The following is a 20026-nucleotide window of genomic DNA, read 5'->3' as shown; positions in this document are numbered from 1 at the left end:
GCGCAATGCGCATGGCAAAAGGATTGTTGGGGTTGTTGATGGCGTTGCCATTGCTGGCCTCGGCCGAGGAAATCGGTCAGGTGTCGACGGTGTTCAAATTTGTCGGGCCGAACGACCGGATCGTGGTCGAGGCATTCGATGATCCGAAGGTCGAAGGTGTGACCTGCTATCTGTCGCGCGCCAAGACGGGTGGTGTGAAGGGTGGGTTGGGTTTGGCCGAGGATCGTGCCGAGGCGTCCATTGCCTGCCGCCAGGTTGGGCCGATCAACTTCAAGGGTGAGTTGAAGGATGGCGAAGAGGTGTTCAAGGAGCGCACTTCGCTGGTGTTCAAGACCATGCAGGTTGTGCGTTTCCTCGACAAGAAGCGCAATACACTGGTGTATCTGGTCTACAGTGATCGCCTGATCGAGGGTAGTCCGCAGAATGCGGTGACCGCGATCCCGATTCTGCCGTGGGCGTCGGCTCATTAATCTGGACGTAAATAAAAAGAGGAGCCGGTTGGCTCCTCTTTTTTTGCGTTTGTTTTCAGCAAATCGCAGGCAATAAAAAACCGACCCTGAGGTCGGTTTTTTAATGACTACGTCGCTTAGGCAGCTTCTTTCAGTGCCTTGACGTGGCCATTCAGACGGCTCTTATGACGAGCAGCCTTGTTCTTGTGGATGATGCCTTTATCGGCCATACGGTCGATAACTGGCACAGCCAGAACGTATGCAGCTTGAGCTTTTTCAGCGTCTTTTGCGTCGATGGCTTTAACTACATTCTTGATGTAGGTACGAACCATGGAACGCAGGCTGGCGTTGTGGCTGCGACGCTTCTCAGCCTGTTTTGCACGTTTTTTGGCGGAAGGTGAGTTGGCCACCGTCGAGCTCCTCGAAAGACTTTTTAGGAAATAGCAAACAAAATAGGCCGCGAATCATGCCGATGAAGAGATGTCTTGTCAAGGGCGCTTGAGACGTTCCGCTAAGTGGTAGGTATAAAGAGGCGGGATATTTATTTCCGGCGCTTGACCTGTAAACTCGCGAGCTTTGGCTCTGTGCTGTTGCGGCGCGGAGTATCGCACAAGTAGGCGCATTGTTCGCCTGCTGTTTATCGACAGGCACAAATTCCTTCAATGAATCTGCTCAAATCGTTGGCCGCCGTCAGCTCTATCACGATGCTTTCCCGGATTCTCGGGTTTGTTCGCGACACGCTCATCGCCCGCACTTTCGGCGCCGGAATGGCGACCGACGCCTTCTTTATCGCCTTCAAACTGCCCAATCTGCTGCGGCGAATCTTTGCCGAGGGCGCGTTTTCACAGGCATTCGTGCCGATTCTTGCCGAATATAAAAGTCAGAAGGGCGAGGAGGCGACCCGTACCTTTATTGCTTATGTGACAGGGCTGCTGACGCTGGTTCTGGCGCTGGTCACCGCGCTGGGCATGATTGCCGCGCCCTGGGTGATCTGGGCCACGGCACCGGGTTTCACCGATACACCGGAAAAATTCCAGCTGACCTCCGACCTGCTGCGAGTGACTTTCCCTTATATATTGCTGATCTCCCTGTCTTCGCTGGCGGGTGCGATCCTCAATACCTGGAACCGTTTCTCGGTGCCGGCGTTCGTGCCGACTCTGCTCAACGTCAGCATGATCGTGTTTTCGCTGTTCCTGACGCCGTACTTCGATCCGCCGGTCATGGCCCTCGGCTGGGCGGTGCTGGTCGGCGGCCTGGCGCAGTTGCTCTATCAACTGCCGCACCTGAAAAAGATCGGCATGCTGGTGCTGCCGCGCCTGAATCTGCGTGATACCGGTGTCTGGCGGGTGATGAAGCAGATGTTGCCGGCGATCATTGGTGTCTCGGTCAGTCAGATTTCCCTGATCATCAACACCATCTTCGCCTCGTTTCTGGTAGCGGGTTCGGTGTCGTGGATGTACTACGCCGATCGCCTGATGGAATTGCCGTCCGGCGTGCTGGGTGTGGCGTTGGGCACGATCCTGCTGCCGACACTGGCCAAGACCTACGCCAGCAAGGATCGCCACGAATATTCGCGGATTCTCGACTGGGGTCTGCGCCTGTGCTTCGTGCTGGTGCTGCCGTGTGCGCTGGCGCTGGGGATTCTGGCCGAGCCGTTGACCGTTTCGCTGTTCCAATACGGCCAGTTCAGCGGTTTTGACGCGGCCATGACCCAGCGGGCGTTAATTGCTTATTCTGTCGGTCTGCTCGGGATTATCGTGATCAAAGTGTTGGCGCCAGGCTTCTATGCGCAACAGAACATCCGTACACCGGTAAAAATCGCAATCTTCACCCTGGTGGTTACTCAGCTGTTCAACCTGGTATTGATCGGCCCGCTGGCGCACGCCGGTCTGGCGTTGGCGATCAGTGCCGGTGCCTGCCTGAACGCCGGGCTGCTGTTCTATCAACTGCGCAAACAACAGATGTATCAGCCGCAGCCAGGCTGGCTGAAGTTCGGTTTCAAGCTATTGGTCGCGGTGGCGGTGATGTCGGGAGTGCTGCTGATCGGCATGCATTTCATGCCCGCGTGGGATCAGGGCCACATGCTTGAGCGTTTCCTGCGCCTGGGCGTGCTAGTGGTTGCTGGCGTGGTCGCTTATTTCGGCATGTTGCTGTTGCTCGGTTTCCGCCTGCGTGACTTCAATCGCAAGGCGTTGAGCTGAGGTTTCACCCTTGAAAGACGGGCGCGAGCCGGCAGTTTTGTCGGCTCGATCACTTTGGGTTACGGTGTTGCCTGTCGTCGGCCGTCGGGTGTGGTTATAATCGGCCACTTTATGAGCAAGAAGCGCGTTATGCAGCTGGTTCGAGGCCTCCACAATCTGCGCCCCCAGCATCGGGGCTGCGTCGCCACTATTGGCAACTTTGACGGTGTTCACCGTGGTCACCAGGCCATTCTGGCCCGACTGCGTGAGCGTGCGCTCGAGTTGGGCGTACCCAGCTGCGTGGTGATTTTCGAGCCGCAGCCACGGGAATTCTTTGCCCCGGAGACCGCGCCGGCGCGTTTGGCCCGGTTGCGCGACAAACTGCAACTGCTGGCCGCCGAAGGCGTCGACCGGGTCCTGTGCCTGGCGTTCAACCAGCGCTTGAGCAAACTCAGCGCCAGCGAGTTCGTCGATACCATCCTGGTTGATGGCCTCGGCGTTCAGCATCTGGAGGTCGGTGACGATTTCCGCTTCGGTTGCGACCGTCTCGGCGATTTCGATTTCCTGTTGCAGGCCGGCCAGGTCCACGGTTTTACCGTGGAGGCCGCGCAAACCGTCGAGCTGGACGGCATTCGCGTCAGCAGCACCCAGGTGCGCAACGCGTTGGCCGCCGCCGATTTTGCGTTGGCTGAACGTCTGCTGGGTCGCCCGTACCGGATTGCCGGTCGTGTGCTGCATGGCCAGAAGCTGGCCCGCCAGTTGGGGACACCCACGGCGAATATTCAACTGAAACGCCGTCGCGTGCCGTTCACCGGGGTTTATCTGGTTGATGTCACCATCGACGGCAAGACCTGGCCCGGCGTCGCCAATATCGGCGTACGGCCCACGGTGCAAGGTGATGGCAAGGCCCACCTTGAAGTCCATCTTTTAGATTTTGCCGGCGATCTGTATGACCGGCGTTTGACGGTGGTTTTCCACCAGAAGCTGCGTGAAGAGCAGCGTTTCGCCTCCCTGGAGGCACTGAAAACGGCGATCAATGCGGATGTCGCCACCGCCCGTGCACTAGCCGCACCTAGCGCCCATCGCTAATGAAGAGCCTTAAATGACCGACTATAAAGCCACGCTAAACCTTCCGGACACCGCCTTCCCAATGAAGGCCGGCCTGCCACAGCGCGAACCGCAGATCCTGCAGCGCTGGGACAGTATTGGCCTGTACGGAAAGTTGCGCGAGATTGGCAAGGATCGTCCGAAGTTCGTCCTGCACGACGGCCCTCCGTACGCCAACGGTACGATCCACATCGGTCACGCACTGAACAAGATTCTCAAGGACATGATCATCCGCTCGAAGACCCTGTCGGGCTTCGACGCGCCGTACGTTCCAGGCTGGGACTGTCACGGCCTGCCGATCGAACACAAGGTTGAAGTGACCCACGGCAAGAACCTGGGCGCGGACAAGACCCGTGAACTGTGCCGTGCCTACGCCACCGAGCAGATCGAAGGGCAGAAATCCGAATTCATCCGTCTCGGCGTGCTGGGCGATTTCGCCAACCCGTACAAGACCATGGACTTCAAGAACGAGGCCGGTGAAATCCGTGCCCTCGCCGAAATCGTCAAGGGCGGTTTCGTGTTCAAGGGTCTGAAGCCTGTGAACTGGTGCTTCGACTGCGGTTCGGCCTTGGCCGAAGCGGAAGTCGAGTATGAGAACAAAAAGTCCTCGACCATCGACGTGGCCTTCCCGATTGCTGACGAGGCCAAACTGGCCGCCGCGTTCGGTCTGCCATCGCTGGGCAAACCTGCCTCGATCGTGATCTGGACCACCACCCCGTGGACCATCCCGGCCAACCAGGCGCTGAACGTTCACCCGGAGTTCACCTACGCGCTGGTCGACATCGGCGACCAGCTGCTGGTGCTGGCTGAAGAGCTGGTCGAATCCTGCCTGACCCGTTACGGCGTCGAAGGCACCGTGTTGGCCACCGCACCGGGTTCGGCGCTGGAGCTGATCAATTTCCGTCACCCGTTCTACGACCGTCTGTCTCCGGTGTACCTGGCCGACTACGTGGAACTGGGCGCTGGCACCGGCGTGGTTCACTCCGCCCCGGCCTACGGTGTGGACGACTTCGTGACCTGCAAGAAATACGGCATGGTCAACGACGACATCCTCAACCCGGTACAGAGCAACGGCGTCTACGTGCCGTCGCTGGAGTTCTTCGGCGGCCAGTTCATCTGGAAGGCCAACCCGGCCATCGTCGAAAAACTCACCGAAGTCGGTGCGCTGCTGCACACCACCGAGATCGAACACAGCTACATGCACTGCTGGCGTCACAAGTCTCCGCTGATCTACCGCGCCACCGCGCAGTGGTTCATCGGCATGGACAAAGAGCCGGTCAGCGGCGACACCCTGCGTGAACGTTCGCTCAAAGCCATCGAAGACACCAAGTTCGTCCCGGCCTGGGGCCAGGCGCGCCTGCACTCGATGATCGCCAACCGTCCGGACTGGTGCATCTCCCGTCAGCGCAACTGGGGCGTGCCGATCCCGTTCTTCCTGAACAAGGAAAGCGGCGAGCTGCACCCACGCACCGTCGAGCTGATGGAAGAAGTCGCCAAGCGCGTCGAAGTCGAAGGCATCGAAGCCTGGTTCAAACTCGACGCTGCCGAACTGCTGGGCGATGAAGCGCCGCAGTACGACAAGATCAGCGACACCCTCGACGTCTGGTTCGACTCGGGCACCACGCACTGGCACGTCCTGCGCGGTTCGCACCCGATGGGCCACGAGACCGGCCCGCGCGCCGACCTGTACCTGGAAGGTTCCGACCAGCACCGTGGCTGGTTCCACTCTTCCTTGCTGACCGGCTGCGCCATCGACAATCACGCGCCGTACCGCGAGCTGCTGACTCACGGTTTCACCGTCGACGAGACGGGCCGCAAGATGTCCAAGTCGCTGAAAAACGTGATTGAGCCGAAAAAGATCAACGACACCCTGGGTGCCGACATCATGCGCCTGTGGGTGGCCTCGACCGATTATTCGGGCGAAATCGCAGTGTCGGACCAGATCCTGGCCCGCAGCGCCGATGCCTACCGTCGTATCCGCAATACCGCACGTTTCCTGCTGTCGAACTTGACCGGTTTCAACCCGGCCACCGACATCCTGCCGGCCGAAGACATGCTGGCGCTGGATCGTTGGGCCGTGGACCGTGCCCTGCTGCTGCAACGCGAATTGCAGGAAAACTACGGCGAATACCGTTTCTGGAACGTCTACTCGAAGATTCACAACTTCTGCGTGCAGGAGCTGGGTGGTTTCTATCTGGACATCATCAAGGACCGCCAGTACACCACCGGCGCCGACAGCAAGGCCCGTCGTTCGTGCCAGACCGCGCTGTTCCACATCTCCGAAGCGCTGGTGCGCTGGATCGCGCCGATCCTGGCGTTCACCGCCGACGAGCTGTGGCAATACCTGCCGGGCGAGCGCAACGAATCGGTGATGCTCAACACCTGGTACGAAGGCCTGACCGAGTTGCCGGAAGGCTTCGAGCTGGGTCGCGAGTACTGGGATCGCATCATGGAAGTGAAGGTGGCGGTCAACAAAGAGATGGAAATCCAGCGCGCGGCCAAGGCTGTCGGTGGCAACCTGCAAGCCGAAGTGACGCTGTTCGCCGAAGACGCGCTGACCGCCGACCTGGCCAAGCTGAGCAACGAGCTGCGCTTTGTACTGATCACCTCGACTGCCACTGTTGCGCCGTTCGTGCAGGCACCGGCTGATGCTGTGGCCACCGAAGTCAGCGGCCTGAAGCTGAAGATCGTCAAGTCCGCCTTCCCGAAATGTGCCCGTTGCTGGCACTGCCGCGAAGACGTAGGCGTGAACCCGGAGCATCCGGAAATCTGCGGTCGTTGCGTGGACAACATCGATGGCGCTGGCGAGGTTCGTCACTATGCCTAATGCCGTTGGCCGTTTCGGACGGCTGAGCTGGCTCTGGTTGAGCTTGCTGGTTCTGGTCATTGACCAGGCCAGCAAGTTCTACTTCGAAGGCAAGCTCGAAATGTTCCAGCAGATCGTGATCATCCCTGATTACTTCAGCTGGACCCTGGCCTACAACACCGGTGCTGCCTTCAGCTTCCTCGCGGACAGCTCCGGCTGGCAGCGCTGGCTGTTCGCGCTGATCGCGATTGCGGTCAGTGCGGTGCTGGTGGTCTGGCTCAAGCGCCTGGGTCGCAACGAAACCTGGCTGGCCATCGCGCTGGCGCTGGTGCTGGGCGGCGCGCTGGGCAATCTGTATGACCGCATTGCCCTGGGCCATGTGATCGACTTCATTCTGGTGCACTGGCAGAACCGCTGGTACTTCCCGGCGTTCAACTTCGCCGACAGCGCCATCACCGTTGGCGCGGTGATGCTGGCACTGGACATGTTCAAAACTAAGAAATCCGGAGAAACCGTTCATGACTGAACAGGTATTGGCTGAGCAACGCATCGGCCAGAACACGGAAGTCACCTTGCACTTTGCATTGCGCCTGGAGAACGGCGACACGGTCGACAGCACTTTCGACAAAGCCCCTGCGACCTTCAAGGTCGGCGACGGCAATCTGCTGCCGGGCTTCGAGGCGGCGCTGTTCGGCTTCAAGGCCGGCGACAAGCGTACCTTGACCGTCGAACCGGAAAACGCCTTCGGCCAGCCGAACCCGCAAAACGTGCAGGTCATCCCGCGTTCGCAGTTTGCGGACATGGAACTGTCGCCGGGTCTGCTGGTGATCTTCAACGATGCGGCCAATACTGAGCTGCCGGGTGTGGTGAAAGAGTTCGACGACGCGCAAGTGACCGTCGACTTCAACCACCCGCTGGCAGGCAAGACGCTGACCTTTGACGTGGAAATCTTCTCCGTCAAAGCGCTGTAACTGACCGCACGCGGTCAAAAATGTGGGAGCGAGCTTGCTCGCGAATGCTGACTGACATTCAACATTGATGTTGTCTGACACACCGCTTTCGCGAGCAAGCTCGCTCCCACAATGTTTTCCACCGTTTTCGCTATTTCTTGCGCGCAAGACACGAGGCACCGCATGCAAATCAAACTCGCCAACCCCCGTGGCTTCTGCGCCGGCGTGGACCGGGCGATCGAAATCGTCAACCGCGCCCTGGAGGTCTTCGGGCCGCCGATCTATGTGCGTCATGAAGTTGTGCACAACAAATTCGTGGTCGAAGACCTGCGCAGTCGTGGCGCGATCTTCGTCGAAGAACTGGATCAGGTGCCGGACGACGTCATCGTGATCTTCAGTGCCCACGGCGTTTCGCAAGCCGTGCGCAGCGAAGCTGCCGGTCGTGGCCTGAAAGTGTTCGATGCCACGTGCCCGCTGGTGACCAAGGTGCACATCGAAGTCGCGAAATACAGCCGTGACGGTCGCGAGTGCATCCTGATCGGCCACGCCGGTCACCCGGAAGTCGAAGGCACCATGGGCCAGTACGACGCCAGCAATGGTGGTGCGATCTACCTCGTCGAAGACGAAAAGGATGTCGCCGAGTTGCAGGTGCGAAACCCGGAAAAACTGGCCTTCGTCACCCAGACCACCCTGTCCATGGATGACACCAGCCGGGTCATCGATGCGCTGCGTACGCGTTTCCCGGCCATTGGCGGACCGCGCAAGGACGATATCTGCTACGCGACCCAGAACCGTCAGGACGCGGTCAAGCAACTGGCCGATGAGTGCGACGTGGTATTGGTAGTGGGTAGCCCGAACAGCTCCAACTCCAACCGCCTGCGTGAGCTGGCCGAACGCATGGCTACGCCAGCCTACCTGATCGATGGCGCCGAAGATCTGCAAAAGAGCTGGTTTGACGGTGTCGAGCGTATCGGCATCACCGCCGGCGCCTCCGCTCCGGAAGTCCTGGTGCGTGGCGTAATCCAGCAGTTGCAGGCCTGGGGTGCCACCGGCGCCGACGAACTGGCCGGGCGTGAGGAGAACATCACGTTCTCGATGCCTAAAGAGCTGCGCGTTCGTTCGATCTGATCGCTTTATCCTTTCGGCACAACGCCTGTTCAGTCTTTTGACTGGCCAGGCGTACGCGACCGGTCGCTGCCAGCACCACCTGGAGCCGGCTGACCGGCTCGCGAGCCGAGCATAGATGTAACGTCCCTGCCTGAAACTTCCGGTCCGGCACCAATGGTTGGCCCAGACTGCTGAAGCGTATGTACCGGCTCACCAGCCAGTTGCCGACAATCGGTACTCGTCCGTCACTCGCCTGCTCGATCAGCAATGGATTATCGGCATCTCCCGGTCCCTTGCCGCTGATATCCAGAATGATCCGCCAGCCTTGGCCCCAATCACCGTTGATGCCATGAATCACCACGCTCTGGTTGCGCGTGATGGCCATGGTCCTGGTATTGCGAATCCCGTCGAGCAAAGACTGCGCGGCCTGCTGCCGCCGACTGGATTCGGTGAAGTCTGCCAGCGCCGGACTGACCAGCGACAGAACAATTGCGCCGATCGCCAGTCCCATAAGCAGTTCGACCAGACTGAAACCCTGTTGCGGCATGTACGCGTCCTCCCTGGATTGTGCACAGCGACGCAATCCGTGCGCCGTTCGCGGTAAATCAACCGACGCATGCCGGTCGAATGTTCTAGGTTTGTACAGGTATAGCCGACGGCAACGGAGGGCATCGATGGATCATCGTACAAAAGGTTTCACGCTGATCGAGCTGTTGGTGGCGATCGCGGTGTTTGTGATCCTGATCACGATGGCGGTGCCGGCGTTCACCCGTTCGGTGCAGGGCAGCAAGGCCGACACCGAAGTCGGCGACCTGCAACGTGCCCTCAATTACGCAAGGCTCGAGGCGATCAACCGGGGCATCACCACTCGTTTGCGGCCGAGTGCCGGCGGCAGTGTCTGGAGTGGCGAATTGTCGGTCTACGACAGTACTGGCACTCCGGCCAATGTATTGCGGGTTGTTCCAGCGATGAGCAGTGGCGCGACTCTGACGCTACCCTCTGGAGTGACCGCGCTGGATTTCAACAACCTGGGCGGGCTGGCGGCCCCGTCCACGGCGGTGGTCATCAGTTATGTGCTGGGAACGCAAAGCAGGACGCTGAACGTGTGTCTGAACGGACGAATTCAATTGGGTGGAAATTGCGGATGAGGGCAGGGAGCAAGCACGCACAGGAGGGCATGACGCTGATCGAAGTGCTGGTCGCGTTGCTGATTCTGACAGTGGGGTTGCTGGGCGCGGCGGCGGTTCAGCTCAATGCGCTGAAGTACACCGACAGTTCGCGAATGACCAGCCAGGCGAGCTTCATCGCCTACGACATGATGGACCGGATCCGCGCCAACTCGGGTGCCGACTACACCGTTACACCGCCGACCACGGGCAATCTGAGTGTTGCCCGGGATCAGGATCTCTACGACTTCACCACCAACATCGTCAATTTCGGCGGCCCGACTGCCACCGGCAGCATCACCCTAAATCAACGGGTCTACACCATCACCATTACCTGGAGTGACGCTCGTGCGGCCAACACCGCGAGCGCACCCCGCAGTTTTGTCCTGACCAGTCGGGCCGCAGTCGACCCGGTGGCCACGCCATGAAGCGTTTCGAGCGAGGTTTTGGCCTGATCGAAATGCTGATTGCCCTGGCGTTGGGGCTGATCGTGGTGCTCGGCGTGGTGCAGACTTTCCTGACGGCGAAAAACACCTACGTCAGCCAGAACAGCGCAGCCGCCATGCAGGAAGATGCGCGGTTCGTGCTGAGCAAGATGATTCAGGAACTGCGCATGGTGGGCATGTTCGGCTGCCTGGGCACGATTACCGATTCCAGCTCGGCGGGGGATTTCAACGCGGCCCAGATCACGCCGATCAGTTGGGACAACGCCAACCTGAAACTGACCCTGGTCACCGCCGATGTCGGCAGCGCGGGCGGGACGCCGACCTGGACCGTGGTCTCCGATTGCCGCAACAGCGCCACCGCTTATACCGGCGTGCGGGCTGCGGCGACGGGACAGATCGCGTTCCCGATCCGCCGTTTGATCTACAGCTTCAGTAACAACCAGATTCTGATGGGCACCGGCAGCGGTAATCCCGCCCAGCAAGTGCTGGTGAACAATGTCAGTGCGTTCACTGTGATGTTCGGTCTGGCGAGTTCCGCGACAGATGTCGCGGCCTCCACCTACAGTGCCAATCCCGGTGATCCGGCGCGGATCCGCAGCGTTCGCTTGAGCCTGACCCTCACCGACCCGAACAATCGGGTCCGCAATCAAACCTTCAACGTGGTTGCCGCTTTGCGCAACCGCTTGCAGTGAGGGTCGGGAATGAGCCTTTCTTTAACCAGACATCGGACTCAGCGAGGCATGGTGTTACTGGTGACACTGGTGTTTCTGTTGCTCCTGACGGTGATTGGTCTGTCGTCGATGCAAAGTGCCAACCTGCAGGAAAAAATGGCCGGCAGCGTGAGCCTGCGCAATCAATCATTCCAGACTGCCGAGGCAGCGCTGCGCATCGGCGAAAGTGCGGTGCAACTGGACGGCTACGCGCTGGCGGTGTGTGCCAGCACCACGCAATGTGCACCGCCGGCGGAGTCTTCGGTGGTCAGTGCGGCAGGGCTCAACTCCACGTCGGGCGTCAACTGGATCGCCGCCGGCAGCGGGTTTTATGGCGTGCAAAACATTGGCACCACCCTGACCGCAGTGAATGTGCCCAGCAACACCTCGGCGACGCTGTACCGGGTCACGGCCGTCGGCATCGCCGGCACTTCGCGCAGTGTGGTGGAGAGTGTCTATGCGAAGTACTGAGCGACGCTTCAAATGGCTGTCGCTGCTGCTCGGCATGCTGACCGGGTTTTATCTGGCCGCACCGGCGTATGCCTTCACACCCTCCGATTCGCCGCTGTTGAGTGCGGCCGCCGTGCCACCGAATGTCATGTTGATGATCGACGACTCGGGCAGCATGAACAGCATCATCTATGCGAGCGGGTTCGATCCGACCGTGGATCGCACGCCGGCCCGGCAGTGCAATGCGGTGCTCGGACTGTGCCTGAGTTCGACCGCGATTACCGGTGACTCGATATTTGTGTCGAGCCTGCCGACGTCCGGTTGCTCCGGCGGTGCGTTTGCTTTTTACAACAACAGCCTTGCACCCCTTTGCCTGAAATTGCCGGATCCGGTGGGCAGCGGCAACACCCGCTATTCGGGGGACTACATTGCCTACGTGGTCGGGCTGGCGATCAGCAATGGCACGCGCGACTTCACCACTGGGGCCATTCCCAACGATTACCGGATCAACGTGGCGCGCAACGTTTCCACCGCACTGGTCACCAGTAACCGCAACCTGCGCATGGGCCTGGCCACTTTCAACCCGGCCACCAGCAACAACCCCGGCAACGGTGGTTTCATCGCGCGCTCCATCAGCGACTTGTCACCGGTCAGCGGCAGCGTGACCCAGGCCCAGGCCGACACCAACTACAGCGCACTGATTTCCTCGATCAACGGCCTGAGCGCGGTGGCCAATACGCCTCTGGCGGAGACTTATTACGAAATCACCCGCTATATGCGCGGCATGGCGCCTTACTACAACAGCACGCCCGCGACCTACACCAGTCCTATCCAGTACCGCTGCCAGAAAAACTATGGCGTGGTGATTACTGACGGTCTGCCGACCTACGACCGCACTTTCCCGACCAATGATCCGCTGGGTGGGAGCCGTTTACCGAACTGGGACGGTGTCAACAATGACGGCAACAATCTGAACGGTGACGGCGAGGGCGATACTCTCTATCTGGATGACATCGCCAAGTTCGCCTTCGACATCGATATGCGTTCGACCGGCACCGACGCAGCGGGCAAGAGCTGGAATGCGGTGGATTTTCCCAAGCAGAACATGAACACCTACACCGTAGGGTTCACTGCCTCCAATGACATGCTCTCGGACGCAGCGGATTACGGACAGGGCCGCTATTACCAGGCGACCGACAGCGCCGGCCTGAATGCCGCGCTGTCCTCGGCGTTGAGCGATATCACCTCCAAGGCCGGCTCCGGCGGCAGCGGTGTCGCCAGCGGCACGACGCTGGCGAGCGGCACCAGTTATTTCCAGACCAGTTATGACCCCAAGGACTGGCGCGGCACGATCAAGTCATTTGGTTTCACCTCGGCCGGTGCGGTCAATACGTCGGCGGTGCTGTGGACCACCGATACGGCCATCGTGTCCAGCGCCACCGCGCCGACCTACCAGTCGTGGAACACCCTGAACAACGCGGCGGTGACGCTTGCCTACGGCAACTTCGCCCCGGCCCAGCAGATCGTTCTCAGCCAGGGACTGCCCACCGGCATCAGCGGCATCGACCTGGTGGAGTGGAGCAAGGGCATCAACAAGATCGGGCTCAAAGTGCGCAGTGTGTTGCTCGGGGACATCATCAACTCACCACTGGTGCTGGCTTCGCCCACGGAAAAAACTGCTTCCGATCTGGCGGGTGACACGACTTACAGTACCTACCTGACCACCAAGGCTTCGAACATGAATGCCAGCCTGGTGGTGAACGCCAACGACGGTTTTGTCAGCGTCATCAACTCGGCCAACGGTACCCGGCGCTATGCCTACATGCCCTCCAGCGTATTGCCCTCGCTGCGCCTGATTGCCGATCCGAACTACGTCAACGGCGTCAGCCACAAGTTTCTGGTGGATGGTCAGCTCGGTGTATTCGACGCCCAATTCGGCACGGCGTGGAAAACCCTGGCCATCGGCGGTACGGGCGCCGGCGGCAAGACTTACTACGGGCTCCAGCTGTTCGACGCCTCGGCGGGCAACGTCATCCGTGCCTTGTGGGAAGTCAGCGCGCCGGCTACCGCCAGCACCTCCAGCGCTTTTAATGATCTGGGTTACGCCTATGCCCGTCCGGAAGTGGCACGCTTGGCCGATGGTCGTTGGGCAGCATTCATTGCCAACGGTTACGGCAGCAACTCCGGGGTGGCGGCGCTGTATGTGCTGGATGTGCGCGATGGCTCGCTGATCAAGAAAATCGTCATCGACAGTACGGAAACCACCAACGGCCTGTCCTCGGTGAAGCTGCGGGTCAATTCGCAGAATGTGGTGCAGGCTGCGTATGGCGGTGACTTGAAGGGGCGGTTGTGGAAGTTCGACCTGAGCGCCACGTCTTCCGACAGCTGGGGCGTAGCGTTTTCCGGCAAGCCGTTGTTCACCACGGCCGGCGGCGCGACTCAGCCGATCACCGCACAACCGCTGCTGGCGGACAATTCGCTGGGCGGCAAACAGATATTCGTCGGCACCGGCAAGTTCAACGAAACAGCGGACAAGACCAACAAGGATCTGCAGGCGTTCTATTCGGTGTGGGATGCCGATGGCGGCTCGGGCCAGCTCACGGTCAGCAGTTTGCAGGCGCAGGCAATCACCGGGGTGTTCTCCGGCAGCACGGGGCAGTTCGTCACCACAAGCCAGAACGACACGGTCTATCCGGCAGAGAAGGGCTGGTATCTACCGCTGGTGTACAACAACGCATTGACCGGTGAGCGGGTGATCAATCAGGCCAGTCTGGTGCTGGGACGTATCGTGTTTACCACGGCCAGTGTCGATACCACCGACCCGTGTTCCAGTTTCGGTACCGGCAAACTGATCGAACTCGATGCGTTCAGCGGTAAGATGCTCAACTACGCGGTGCTCGACACCAACGCCGACGGCGTGGTCGACAGCAACGACACGATTTCCAGCGGCGTGGTGTTCACTGGCGGTATCCCGACCCTGAACGCCATTGTCAACGGTGCATCACGCAAGGTCGTGAACGATTCCAGTGGCGGTATCACCACCCTGGTGGAAAAATCCGGCGGCGGCAGCCGTCGTATCATGTGGCGGCAAATTCAGTAAGCGAGAGTTCGAGGCATGCGCAGATCCAACCGAGGCTTCACCCTGATCGAAATCATGATCGTGATTGCAATCATCGGTATCGTCATCACCATCGGCTATCCGAGCCTCACCGAATACGTGAAGAAGGGCCGTCGTGCCGACGTGGTCAGCACTTTGTCGGAACAGGCACAGATCCTCGAACGCTTCTATTCGAAGAACAACGTCTACACCGGGGTCACCGGGTTGAGCACCGGCAACGATTTCTACACCATCACGCCGACGATCACCGATCAGACCTTCCTGCTGACCGCGACCCGCAAGACCGGCACGGCAATGGCCGCTGACAAGTGTGGGGATTTCACCCTCACCAACACCGGTGTCAGAAGTATGAACAACGCGACCACCGGGCTGACCACCAAGGATTGCTGGGGGCGCTGAGCCTCTTTATTTCGGGCGCCATTTGCGCCCACTGTCTTTTTTACGGTTGGATCAAACATGACCAGGCAACAGCAAGTGGTGATTGTCGGTGGCGGGGTGATTGGCCTGCTCACTGCGTACAACCTCGCCTCCGAGGTCGGCAGCGTGGTGCTGCTGGATCGTTCGAACGTCGGCCAGGAATCGTCCTGGGCCGGCGGCGGTATCGTGTCTCCGCTTTATCCTTGGCGCTACAGCCCGGCTGTCACTGCACTGGCGCACTGGTCGCAGGATTTCTATCCACAGCTGGGCGAGCGTCTTTTTGCCGATACCGGGGTCGATCCCGAAGTGCACACTACTGGCCTGTACTGGCTGGATCTGGATGACGAAGCCGAAGCGCTGGCGTGGGCCGCGCGGGAAAACCGCCCGTTGCGGGCGGTGGATATCTCGGCGGCGCATGATGCGGTGCTGGTGCTCGGTGGCGGTTTTTCCCGGGCGATCTACATGGCCGATGTGGCCAACGTGCGCAATCCTCGGCTGGTGAAATCTTTGAAAGCGGCGTTGCAGGCGCTGCCGAACGTGACGATTCACGAGCAGTGTGAAGTCAGCGGGTTTGTTCGTGAAGGTGAACGGGTGGTGGGGGTGCAGACTTCCACCGGTGTGATCGCTGGCGATCAGGTCGTGCTGACGGCGGGCGCGTGGAGCGGCGAATTGCTCAAGACCTTGAACCTGTCGCTGCCGGTGGAACCGGTCAAGGGTCAGATGATTCTCTACAAGTGCGCGGCGGACTTCCTGCCGAGCATGGTGCTGGCCAAGGGGCGCTACGCGATTCCGCGCCGCGACGGGCACATTCTGATCGGCAGTACGCTGGAGCACGAAGGCTTCGACAAGACCCCGACGGACAACGCCCTGGAAAGCCTCAAGGCATCGGCAGTCGAGTTGTTGCCGGCGCTGGCCGATGCCGAAGTGGTAGGACATTGGGCAGGGCTGCGACCGGGTTCACCGGAAGGCATTCCTTACATTGGCCAGGTTCCGGGTTTTGATGGTCTGTGGCTGAACTGCGGGCATTATCGCAACGGGCTGGTGCTGGCGCCGGCGTCCTGTCAGTTGTTTGCCGACGTGATGCTGGGGCGCGCGCCGATCATTGATCCGGCGCCGTATGCACCGGCCGGACGTATCTAGTCAGTTTTTCTCCAGGCGACTGACCAATCGCTTTCGCGGGCAAGCCCGCGAAAGGGTCCTTAATCCAGGCCCAGTTTCTTGAGCCTGTAGCGCATCGACCGAAACGACAGGCTCAACCGCTGCGCCGCCGCCGTGCGATTCCAGCGAGTCTCTTCCAGCGCCTGCAGAATCAGTTTGCGCTCGACGCTTTCCAGATAGTCTTCGAGATTGTCGATCTGCGTGAGATCGGCAATGCCTCCCTCGGCGGTGCCGTTTCCTTCACTCAGACGTAAATCCTCGGCCTCGATCGTGCGGTTTTCACACAGGGTGTGCGCCCGCTCGAGCACGTTCTCCAGCTCCCGCACGTTGCCCGGAAACCGGTAGTTTTTCAGCGCCTCGAGGGCATGAGGATGAAGGCGTGCCGCCGGCTGCCCGGTGTCATTGGCCAGGCGCTTGAGCATGTGGTCGGCCAGTACTTCGATGTCATCGCGGCGCTCGCGCAGTGAGGGGACGCGCAGTTCGATCACGTTCAGCCGGTAATACAGATCCTGACGAAAACGCTCGGCAGCCACTTCCGCATCGAGATCCTTGTGCGTCGCGCAGAGGATGCGCACATCGACCACAGTTTCCTGTTGGCCACCGACACTGCGCACGGCTTTTTCCTGGATCGCCCGCAGCAGCTTGACCTGCATCGGCAACGGCAGATCAGCCACTTCATCAAGAAACAGCGTGCCGCCATGAGCCGCCTGAAACAGCCCCGGTTTATCCTCCACCGCGCCACTGAAGCTACCTTTGCGGTGGCCGAAAAATTCGCTTTCCATCAACTCTGAAGGAATCGCTCCGCAGTTCACCGGCACGAACGGCTGACTGGCGCGCGGACCCTGTTCATGAATCAGCCGCGCTACCAACTCCTTGCCGCTACCGGATTCGCCACTGATGTAGACAGGCGCCTGACTGCGGGCCAGTTTGTCGATCTGTTTACGCAGGTTGCGCATCGGTGGCGACTCACCGAATAAGCGTCGATCGATCGAGGTGCAGACCTTGCCCGCCGCCGGCATGCGCAACGCAGAGCCGACCAACTCGCGCAGGCGCGTCAGATCCACCGGTTTGGTCAGGAAGTCAAAAGCCCCGGCCTTCAGGGCGTTGATCGCCGTCTCCAGGCTGCCGTAGGCGGTGATCATCGCCACCGGCAGTTGTGGATAGCGCTGCTGAATATGCTGCACCAGATCCAGTCCGGTGCCGTCTGGCAGGCGCATGTCGGTCAGACACAGATCGAAGGCCTCACGATGCAGCAGCGCTTGGGCTTCATTGAGATTACGTGCGCTGAAGGTGTCGAGTTTCATCCGTCCCAGGGTGATTTCCAGGAGTTCGCGGATATCCGGTTCGTCGTCGACGATGAGGATTTTTTGCCGTGGGCTCGTGTTCAACTTTGTTTCCGTCCGTGAGCAAAGGTGATGCGAAAGCAGCCGCCGCCTTGGCGTGATTTGAAGTCTAGGCGCGCTTGATTGCTTTCGCACAGCTCACGAGACAGATAAAGCCCAAGGCCGGTGCCCTGGTTGCTGGTGGTGAAGAACGGTTCGAACAGGTGAGCCTGCTGATCCAGCGGCACGCCGGGGCCGTTGTCCTGCACTTCGAGCACGGCCAGCGTGCTGTCGGGGTCGATAAACAGCGTCAGCCAGACTTCGGCCGGATCGTGCAGCAGGGCGCTGTGGCGCCAGCCATTGCGTAACAGATTGTCGAGAATCTGCGTGAGCTGGCCGGGATCCATCAGGGTGCGGAAATCCCCCGGGCCGATGTGCAGGTGAATGTGCTGGCGCTCGCCGGCCTGTTCGCGGGCCTCGCCGACGAACTGCTCCAGCCACGGCTTGAGATCCAGCCGTTGCGGTGTGCTCTGCTGGCGGCGGGACAGTTGCAGGACGTTTTCGATGACTCGGTTCATGCGCTGAGAGTGGTCTTGAATGATCTGCGTCAGACGCCGATCCGCGCTGTCGAGTTCCTCGGATTCCTGCAACAGCTGAGCAGCATGACTGATGGCGCCCAGCGGATTGCGGATTTCATGGGCAATACCGGCCGTCAGACGCCCCAGTGCAGCGAGCTTCAATTGTTGGGCATGCTGGGCGACCTGCGCGAGGTCCTCGAGAAACACCAGCGTCTGTTGGTTTGAACTCTGTTCCAGGGCAATGAAGCTTGGTTGCAGCTCGAGACCATTGCCGGCGATTTTCAGGCTTTGCGGGCGCAGGGTCGGGTTGTTCAGCCACAGTTGCAGGCGTTCGACCAACGCGCTTGAGTGATCATCGATTAACTGGCCTTCCAGGTGCGTTATTCCCAGCAAGGCTTTGGCACTTTGATTGGCCAGCTGCACCCTGCGCTGTTCGTCAAGAACCAGGATGCCGGTGCGCATGCGCTGCAGAATCAGCGCGTTGAGTGCTTCAAGACCCACGACTTCGCTGGCGCGCAACTCGGCCAGGTTCTCACTGACTTCGAGACGCCGCATCAACCCTTGCACCATCAGCGAGGCGGCGAAGCACAAGGCCCCCAGTGTGCCGGCCTGCAGATAATCGTTGGCGCTCAACGGGTGACTGAAGCTCAGCAGAAAACTCAGGCCGACAATTCCGAGTGCGCCAATGGCCGCTATCAGCAAGCCGATACGTCGTCGCAGCAAGGTGTTGCTGATGGCCACCGAGACGATCAGCAAGTTGCCGATTGCACTGGCCACGCCGCCCGCCGCGTAGAACACGCCGCACAGCAGCAGAACGTCGACCAGTGCCAGGCCGAACAACTGGGCCGGGCGGCGGATATTCTCGAGGAACACCACCAGCAGGATGTTCAGCACCAGGTACAACCAGCTGCCATTGCGCAGCAACTCGTCGTTGGCCGAGGTCAGCAGGCGGTTGTCCATGTTGCTGGATATCAGCAACACCAGCGTGATGCCGACACTCAAACGGTACAGATGATAGAGGCGCAGCAGTCGCTGGGCCTGTTTGCTGTCGGCGTTGTCGGCCTCAGCGATCACTGGAACCGGGGCCTTGCTCAAGGTGAGCCTGGCTGCAATACCACTGTTGTTGAAGGTTCAGCGCCCGGTCGCGGGGCAGGTGTACGCCGCAATGGGCGCAGCGCACCATCGGCGCGGCATCTTGTTCGCGAGGCGATCGGGTGGACGAGGCGGGGGGCTTGAATTTGCGCCACAACCAGACAGCAGCGGCGATCAAGGCAATCCAGAACAGTAAACGAAGCATGATGGGCGGCTTTTCGGCTAATGATTCGGCAGTTTAGCCAAGGACCCGACAAGCGCACAGCCCAATCACACGCCGCAATAAAAAGGGAGATCCGAAGATCTCCCTTTTTGGCATCACCGAAGTGATCAGTCGAACAGACCGAAGGTCATGTAGCTGAAGATGGAACGGTCGCTGTCGCTCGACTCCGGTTCCGGCTCTTCGATCACATCGCCGTTTTCGTCTTTTGGCTTGAGCTCGTTCGGGATCGCGTCTTTCGCGTCCTGGAACTGCTTCTGCACGTCCTGGTTGGCGCGGGTCTCTCCCGGCGGCAGCGGCGGACGGGATTCGATCAGGCCCAGAGTGGCCTTGCTCAGGAACGAACGGTTGTCGGCTTCGGCAACGCGAGGCACGAACTGACCGTCCTGCAGGCTCGGGTGGTTCGGGTAGTTGAGCTTCAGGGTTTCCAGGCTGGTGGCCGCCAGTTCGTCCAGATGCAGACGCTGGTAGGCTTCGGTCATCACTGCCAGGCCGTCACCGACCGATGGAGTTTCCTGGAAGTTTTCCACTACATAACGACCACGGTTGGCAGCGGCGACATAGGCCTGACGGGTCAGGTAGTAGTCGGCCACGTGGATTTCGTAGGCGGCCAGCAGGTTGCGCAGGTAGATCATGCGCTGCTTGGCGTCCGGCGCGTAGCGGCTGTTCGGGTAGCGGCTGGTCAGCTGGGCGAACTCGTTGTAGGAGTCGCGGGCGGCACCCGGGTCACGCTTGGTCATGTCCAGCGGC

At 60.2% G+C, this 20026-nt stretch carries 20 protein-coding genes; 14 read left to right on the top strand and 6 right to left on the bottom strand.

The window, feature by feature from the left end:
• Positions 1-5 precede the first annotated feature (5 nt).
• Positions 6-470, top strand: coding sequence for a CreA family protein (locus N8H71_RS10140; RefSeq protein ID WP_007959533.1), 465 nt, complete (start codon positions 6-8; stop codon positions 468-470).
• A 116-nt stretch (positions 471-586) separates the two neighbouring features.
• On the opposite strand, the gene rpsT is transcribed toward N8H71_RS10140, so the two are convergent.
• Positions 587-859, bottom strand: a complete 273-nt coding sequence (gene rpsT / locus N8H71_RS10135; protein ID WP_003228351.1) for a 30S ribosomal protein S20 — start codon at positions 857-859, stop codon at positions 587-589.
• Positions 860-1111: 252 nt separating this feature from the next.
• Between rpsT and murJ the strand changes: the two genes are divergently transcribed.
• The 6 genes from murJ to ispH all read left to right on the top strand — a co-directional run bounded on the left by murJ (position 1112) and on the right by ispH (position 8620).
• Positions 1112-2650 (top strand): murein biosynthesis integral membrane protein MurJ, encoded by a 1539-nt coding sequence (gene murJ, locus N8H71_RS10130; RefSeq protein WP_262193887.1) that lies wholly within the window; start codon positions 1112-1114, stop codon positions 2648-2650.
• A 129-nt stretch (positions 2651-2779) separates the two neighbouring features.
• Complete coding sequence (ribF, locus tag N8H71_RS10125) at positions 2780-3718, top strand: bifunctional riboflavin kinase/FAD synthetase (protein ID WP_262193886.1); 939 nt, start codon at positions 2780-2782, stop codon at positions 3716-3718.
• A 13-nt stretch (positions 3719-3731) separates the two neighbouring features.
• Entirely contained in the window at positions 3732-6563 is a 2832-nt protein-coding gene (ileS, locus tag N8H71_RS10120; RefSeq protein ID WP_262193885.1) for an isoleucine--tRNA ligase, read from the top strand.
• Complete coding sequence (gene lspA / locus N8H71_RS10115) at positions 6556-7068, top strand: signal peptidase II (RefSeq protein WP_074691487.1); 513 nt, start codon at positions 6556-6558, stop codon at positions 7066-7068. The genes ileS and lspA overlap by 8 nt, the downstream gene beginning before the upstream one ends.
• 7 nt (positions 7069-7075) lie before the next feature.
• Positions 7076-7513: an FKBP-type peptidyl-prolyl cis-trans isomerase gene (gene fkpB, locus N8H71_RS10110; RefSeq protein ID WP_173861359.1), complete on the top strand. Its 438-nt coding sequence runs from the start codon at positions 7076-7078 to the stop codon at positions 7511-7513.
• 162 nt (positions 7514-7675) lie between these two features.
• A complete protein-coding gene (gene ispH / locus N8H71_RS10105; RefSeq protein WP_007963828.1) occupies positions 7676-8620 on the top strand; it encodes a 4-hydroxy-3-methylbut-2-enyl diphosphate reductase in 945 nt (314 codons plus the stop codon).
• Here the strand turns inward: ispH and N8H71_RS10100 are convergent.
• A complete protein-coding gene (locus N8H71_RS10100; RefSeq protein WP_262193884.1) occupies positions 8592-9146 on the bottom strand; it encodes a GspH/FimT family pseudopilin in 555 nt (184 codons plus the stop codon). The genes ispH and N8H71_RS10100 overlap by 29 nt on opposite strands.
• A 127-nt stretch (positions 9147-9273) precedes the next feature.
• Between N8H71_RS10100 and N8H71_RS10095 the strand changes: the two genes are divergently transcribed.
• The 7 genes from N8H71_RS10095 to thiO are packed head-to-tail and all read left to right on the top strand — an operon-like array spanning position 9274 to position 16046.
• Positions 9274-9747, top strand: coding sequence for a GspH/FimT family pseudopilin (locus N8H71_RS10095; RefSeq protein ID WP_262193883.1), 474 nt, complete (start codon positions 9274-9276; stop codon positions 9745-9747).
• Positions 9744-10193: a type IV pilus modification protein PilV gene (pilV, locus tag N8H71_RS10090; protein ID WP_262193882.1), complete on the top strand. Its 450-nt coding sequence runs from the start codon at positions 9744-9746 to the stop codon at positions 10191-10193. Before N8H71_RS10095 ends, pilV begins: the two co-directional genes overlap by 4 nt.
• Complete coding sequence (locus N8H71_RS10085) at positions 10190-10903, top strand: PilW family protein (protein ID WP_262193881.1); 714 nt, start codon at positions 10190-10192, stop codon at positions 10901-10903. Before pilV ends, N8H71_RS10085 begins: the two co-directional genes overlap by 4 nt.
• Positions 10904-10912: 9 nt before the next feature.
• Positions 10913-11392: a pilus assembly PilX family protein gene (locus N8H71_RS10080; RefSeq protein WP_262193880.1), complete on the top strand. Its 480-nt coding sequence runs from the start codon at positions 10913-10915 to the stop codon at positions 11390-11392.
• Entirely contained in the window at positions 11379-14471 is a 3093-nt protein-coding gene (locus tag N8H71_RS10075; protein WP_262193879.1) for a pilus assembly protein, read from the top strand. The genes N8H71_RS10080 and N8H71_RS10075 overlap by 14 nt, the downstream gene beginning before the upstream one ends.
• Before the next feature lie 15 nt (positions 14472-14486).
• Positions 14487-14888, top strand: coding sequence for a type IV pilin protein (locus N8H71_RS10070; RefSeq protein WP_262193878.1), 402 nt, complete (start codon positions 14487-14489; stop codon positions 14886-14888).
• A gap of 57 nt (positions 14889-14945) precedes the next feature.
• Positions 14946-16046: a glycine oxidase ThiO gene (gene thiO, locus N8H71_RS10065; RefSeq protein ID WP_262193877.1), complete on the top strand. Its 1101-nt coding sequence runs from the start codon at positions 14946-14948 to the stop codon at positions 16044-16046.
• Positions 16047-16105: 59 nt separating this feature from the next.
• On the opposite strand, the gene N8H71_RS10060 is transcribed toward thiO, so the two are convergent.
• The 4 genes from N8H71_RS10060 to bamD form a co-directional block, all read right to left on the bottom strand.
• Complete coding sequence (locus tag N8H71_RS10060) at positions 16106-17452, bottom strand: sigma-54-dependent transcriptional regulator (RefSeq protein ID WP_262193876.1); 1347 nt, start codon at positions 17450-17452, stop codon at positions 16106-16108.
• Positions 17449-19038 (bottom strand): two-component system sensor histidine kinase NtrB, encoded by a 1590-nt coding sequence (locus tag N8H71_RS10055; RefSeq protein ID WP_262194036.1) that lies wholly within the window; start codon positions 19036-19038, stop codon positions 17449-17451. Before N8H71_RS10055 ends, N8H71_RS10060 begins: the two co-directional genes overlap by 4 nt.
• Positions 19028-19261 (bottom strand): PP0621 family protein, encoded by a 234-nt coding sequence (locus N8H71_RS10050; protein WP_262193874.1) that lies wholly within the window; start codon positions 19259-19261, stop codon positions 19028-19030. The genes N8H71_RS10055 and N8H71_RS10050 overlap by 11 nt, the downstream gene beginning before the upstream one ends.
• Positions 19262-19386: 125 nt before the next feature.
• A partial coding sequence (bamD, locus tag N8H71_RS10045; RefSeq protein WP_262193873.1) for an outer membrane protein assembly factor BamD occupies positions 19387-20026 on the bottom strand: 640 nt, incomplete at its 5' end.

Origin of the sequence: Pseudomonas koreensis, from assembly GCF_025447595.1 — a bacterium.
GTDB classification, from domain to species: domain Bacteria; phylum Pseudomonadota; class Gammaproteobacteria; order Pseudomonadales; family Pseudomonadaceae; genus Aquipseudomonas; species Aquipseudomonas koreensis_H.
Note: the sequence above shows the minus strand (reverse complement) of the source record. Positions and strands in the feature narration are given on the sequence as shown.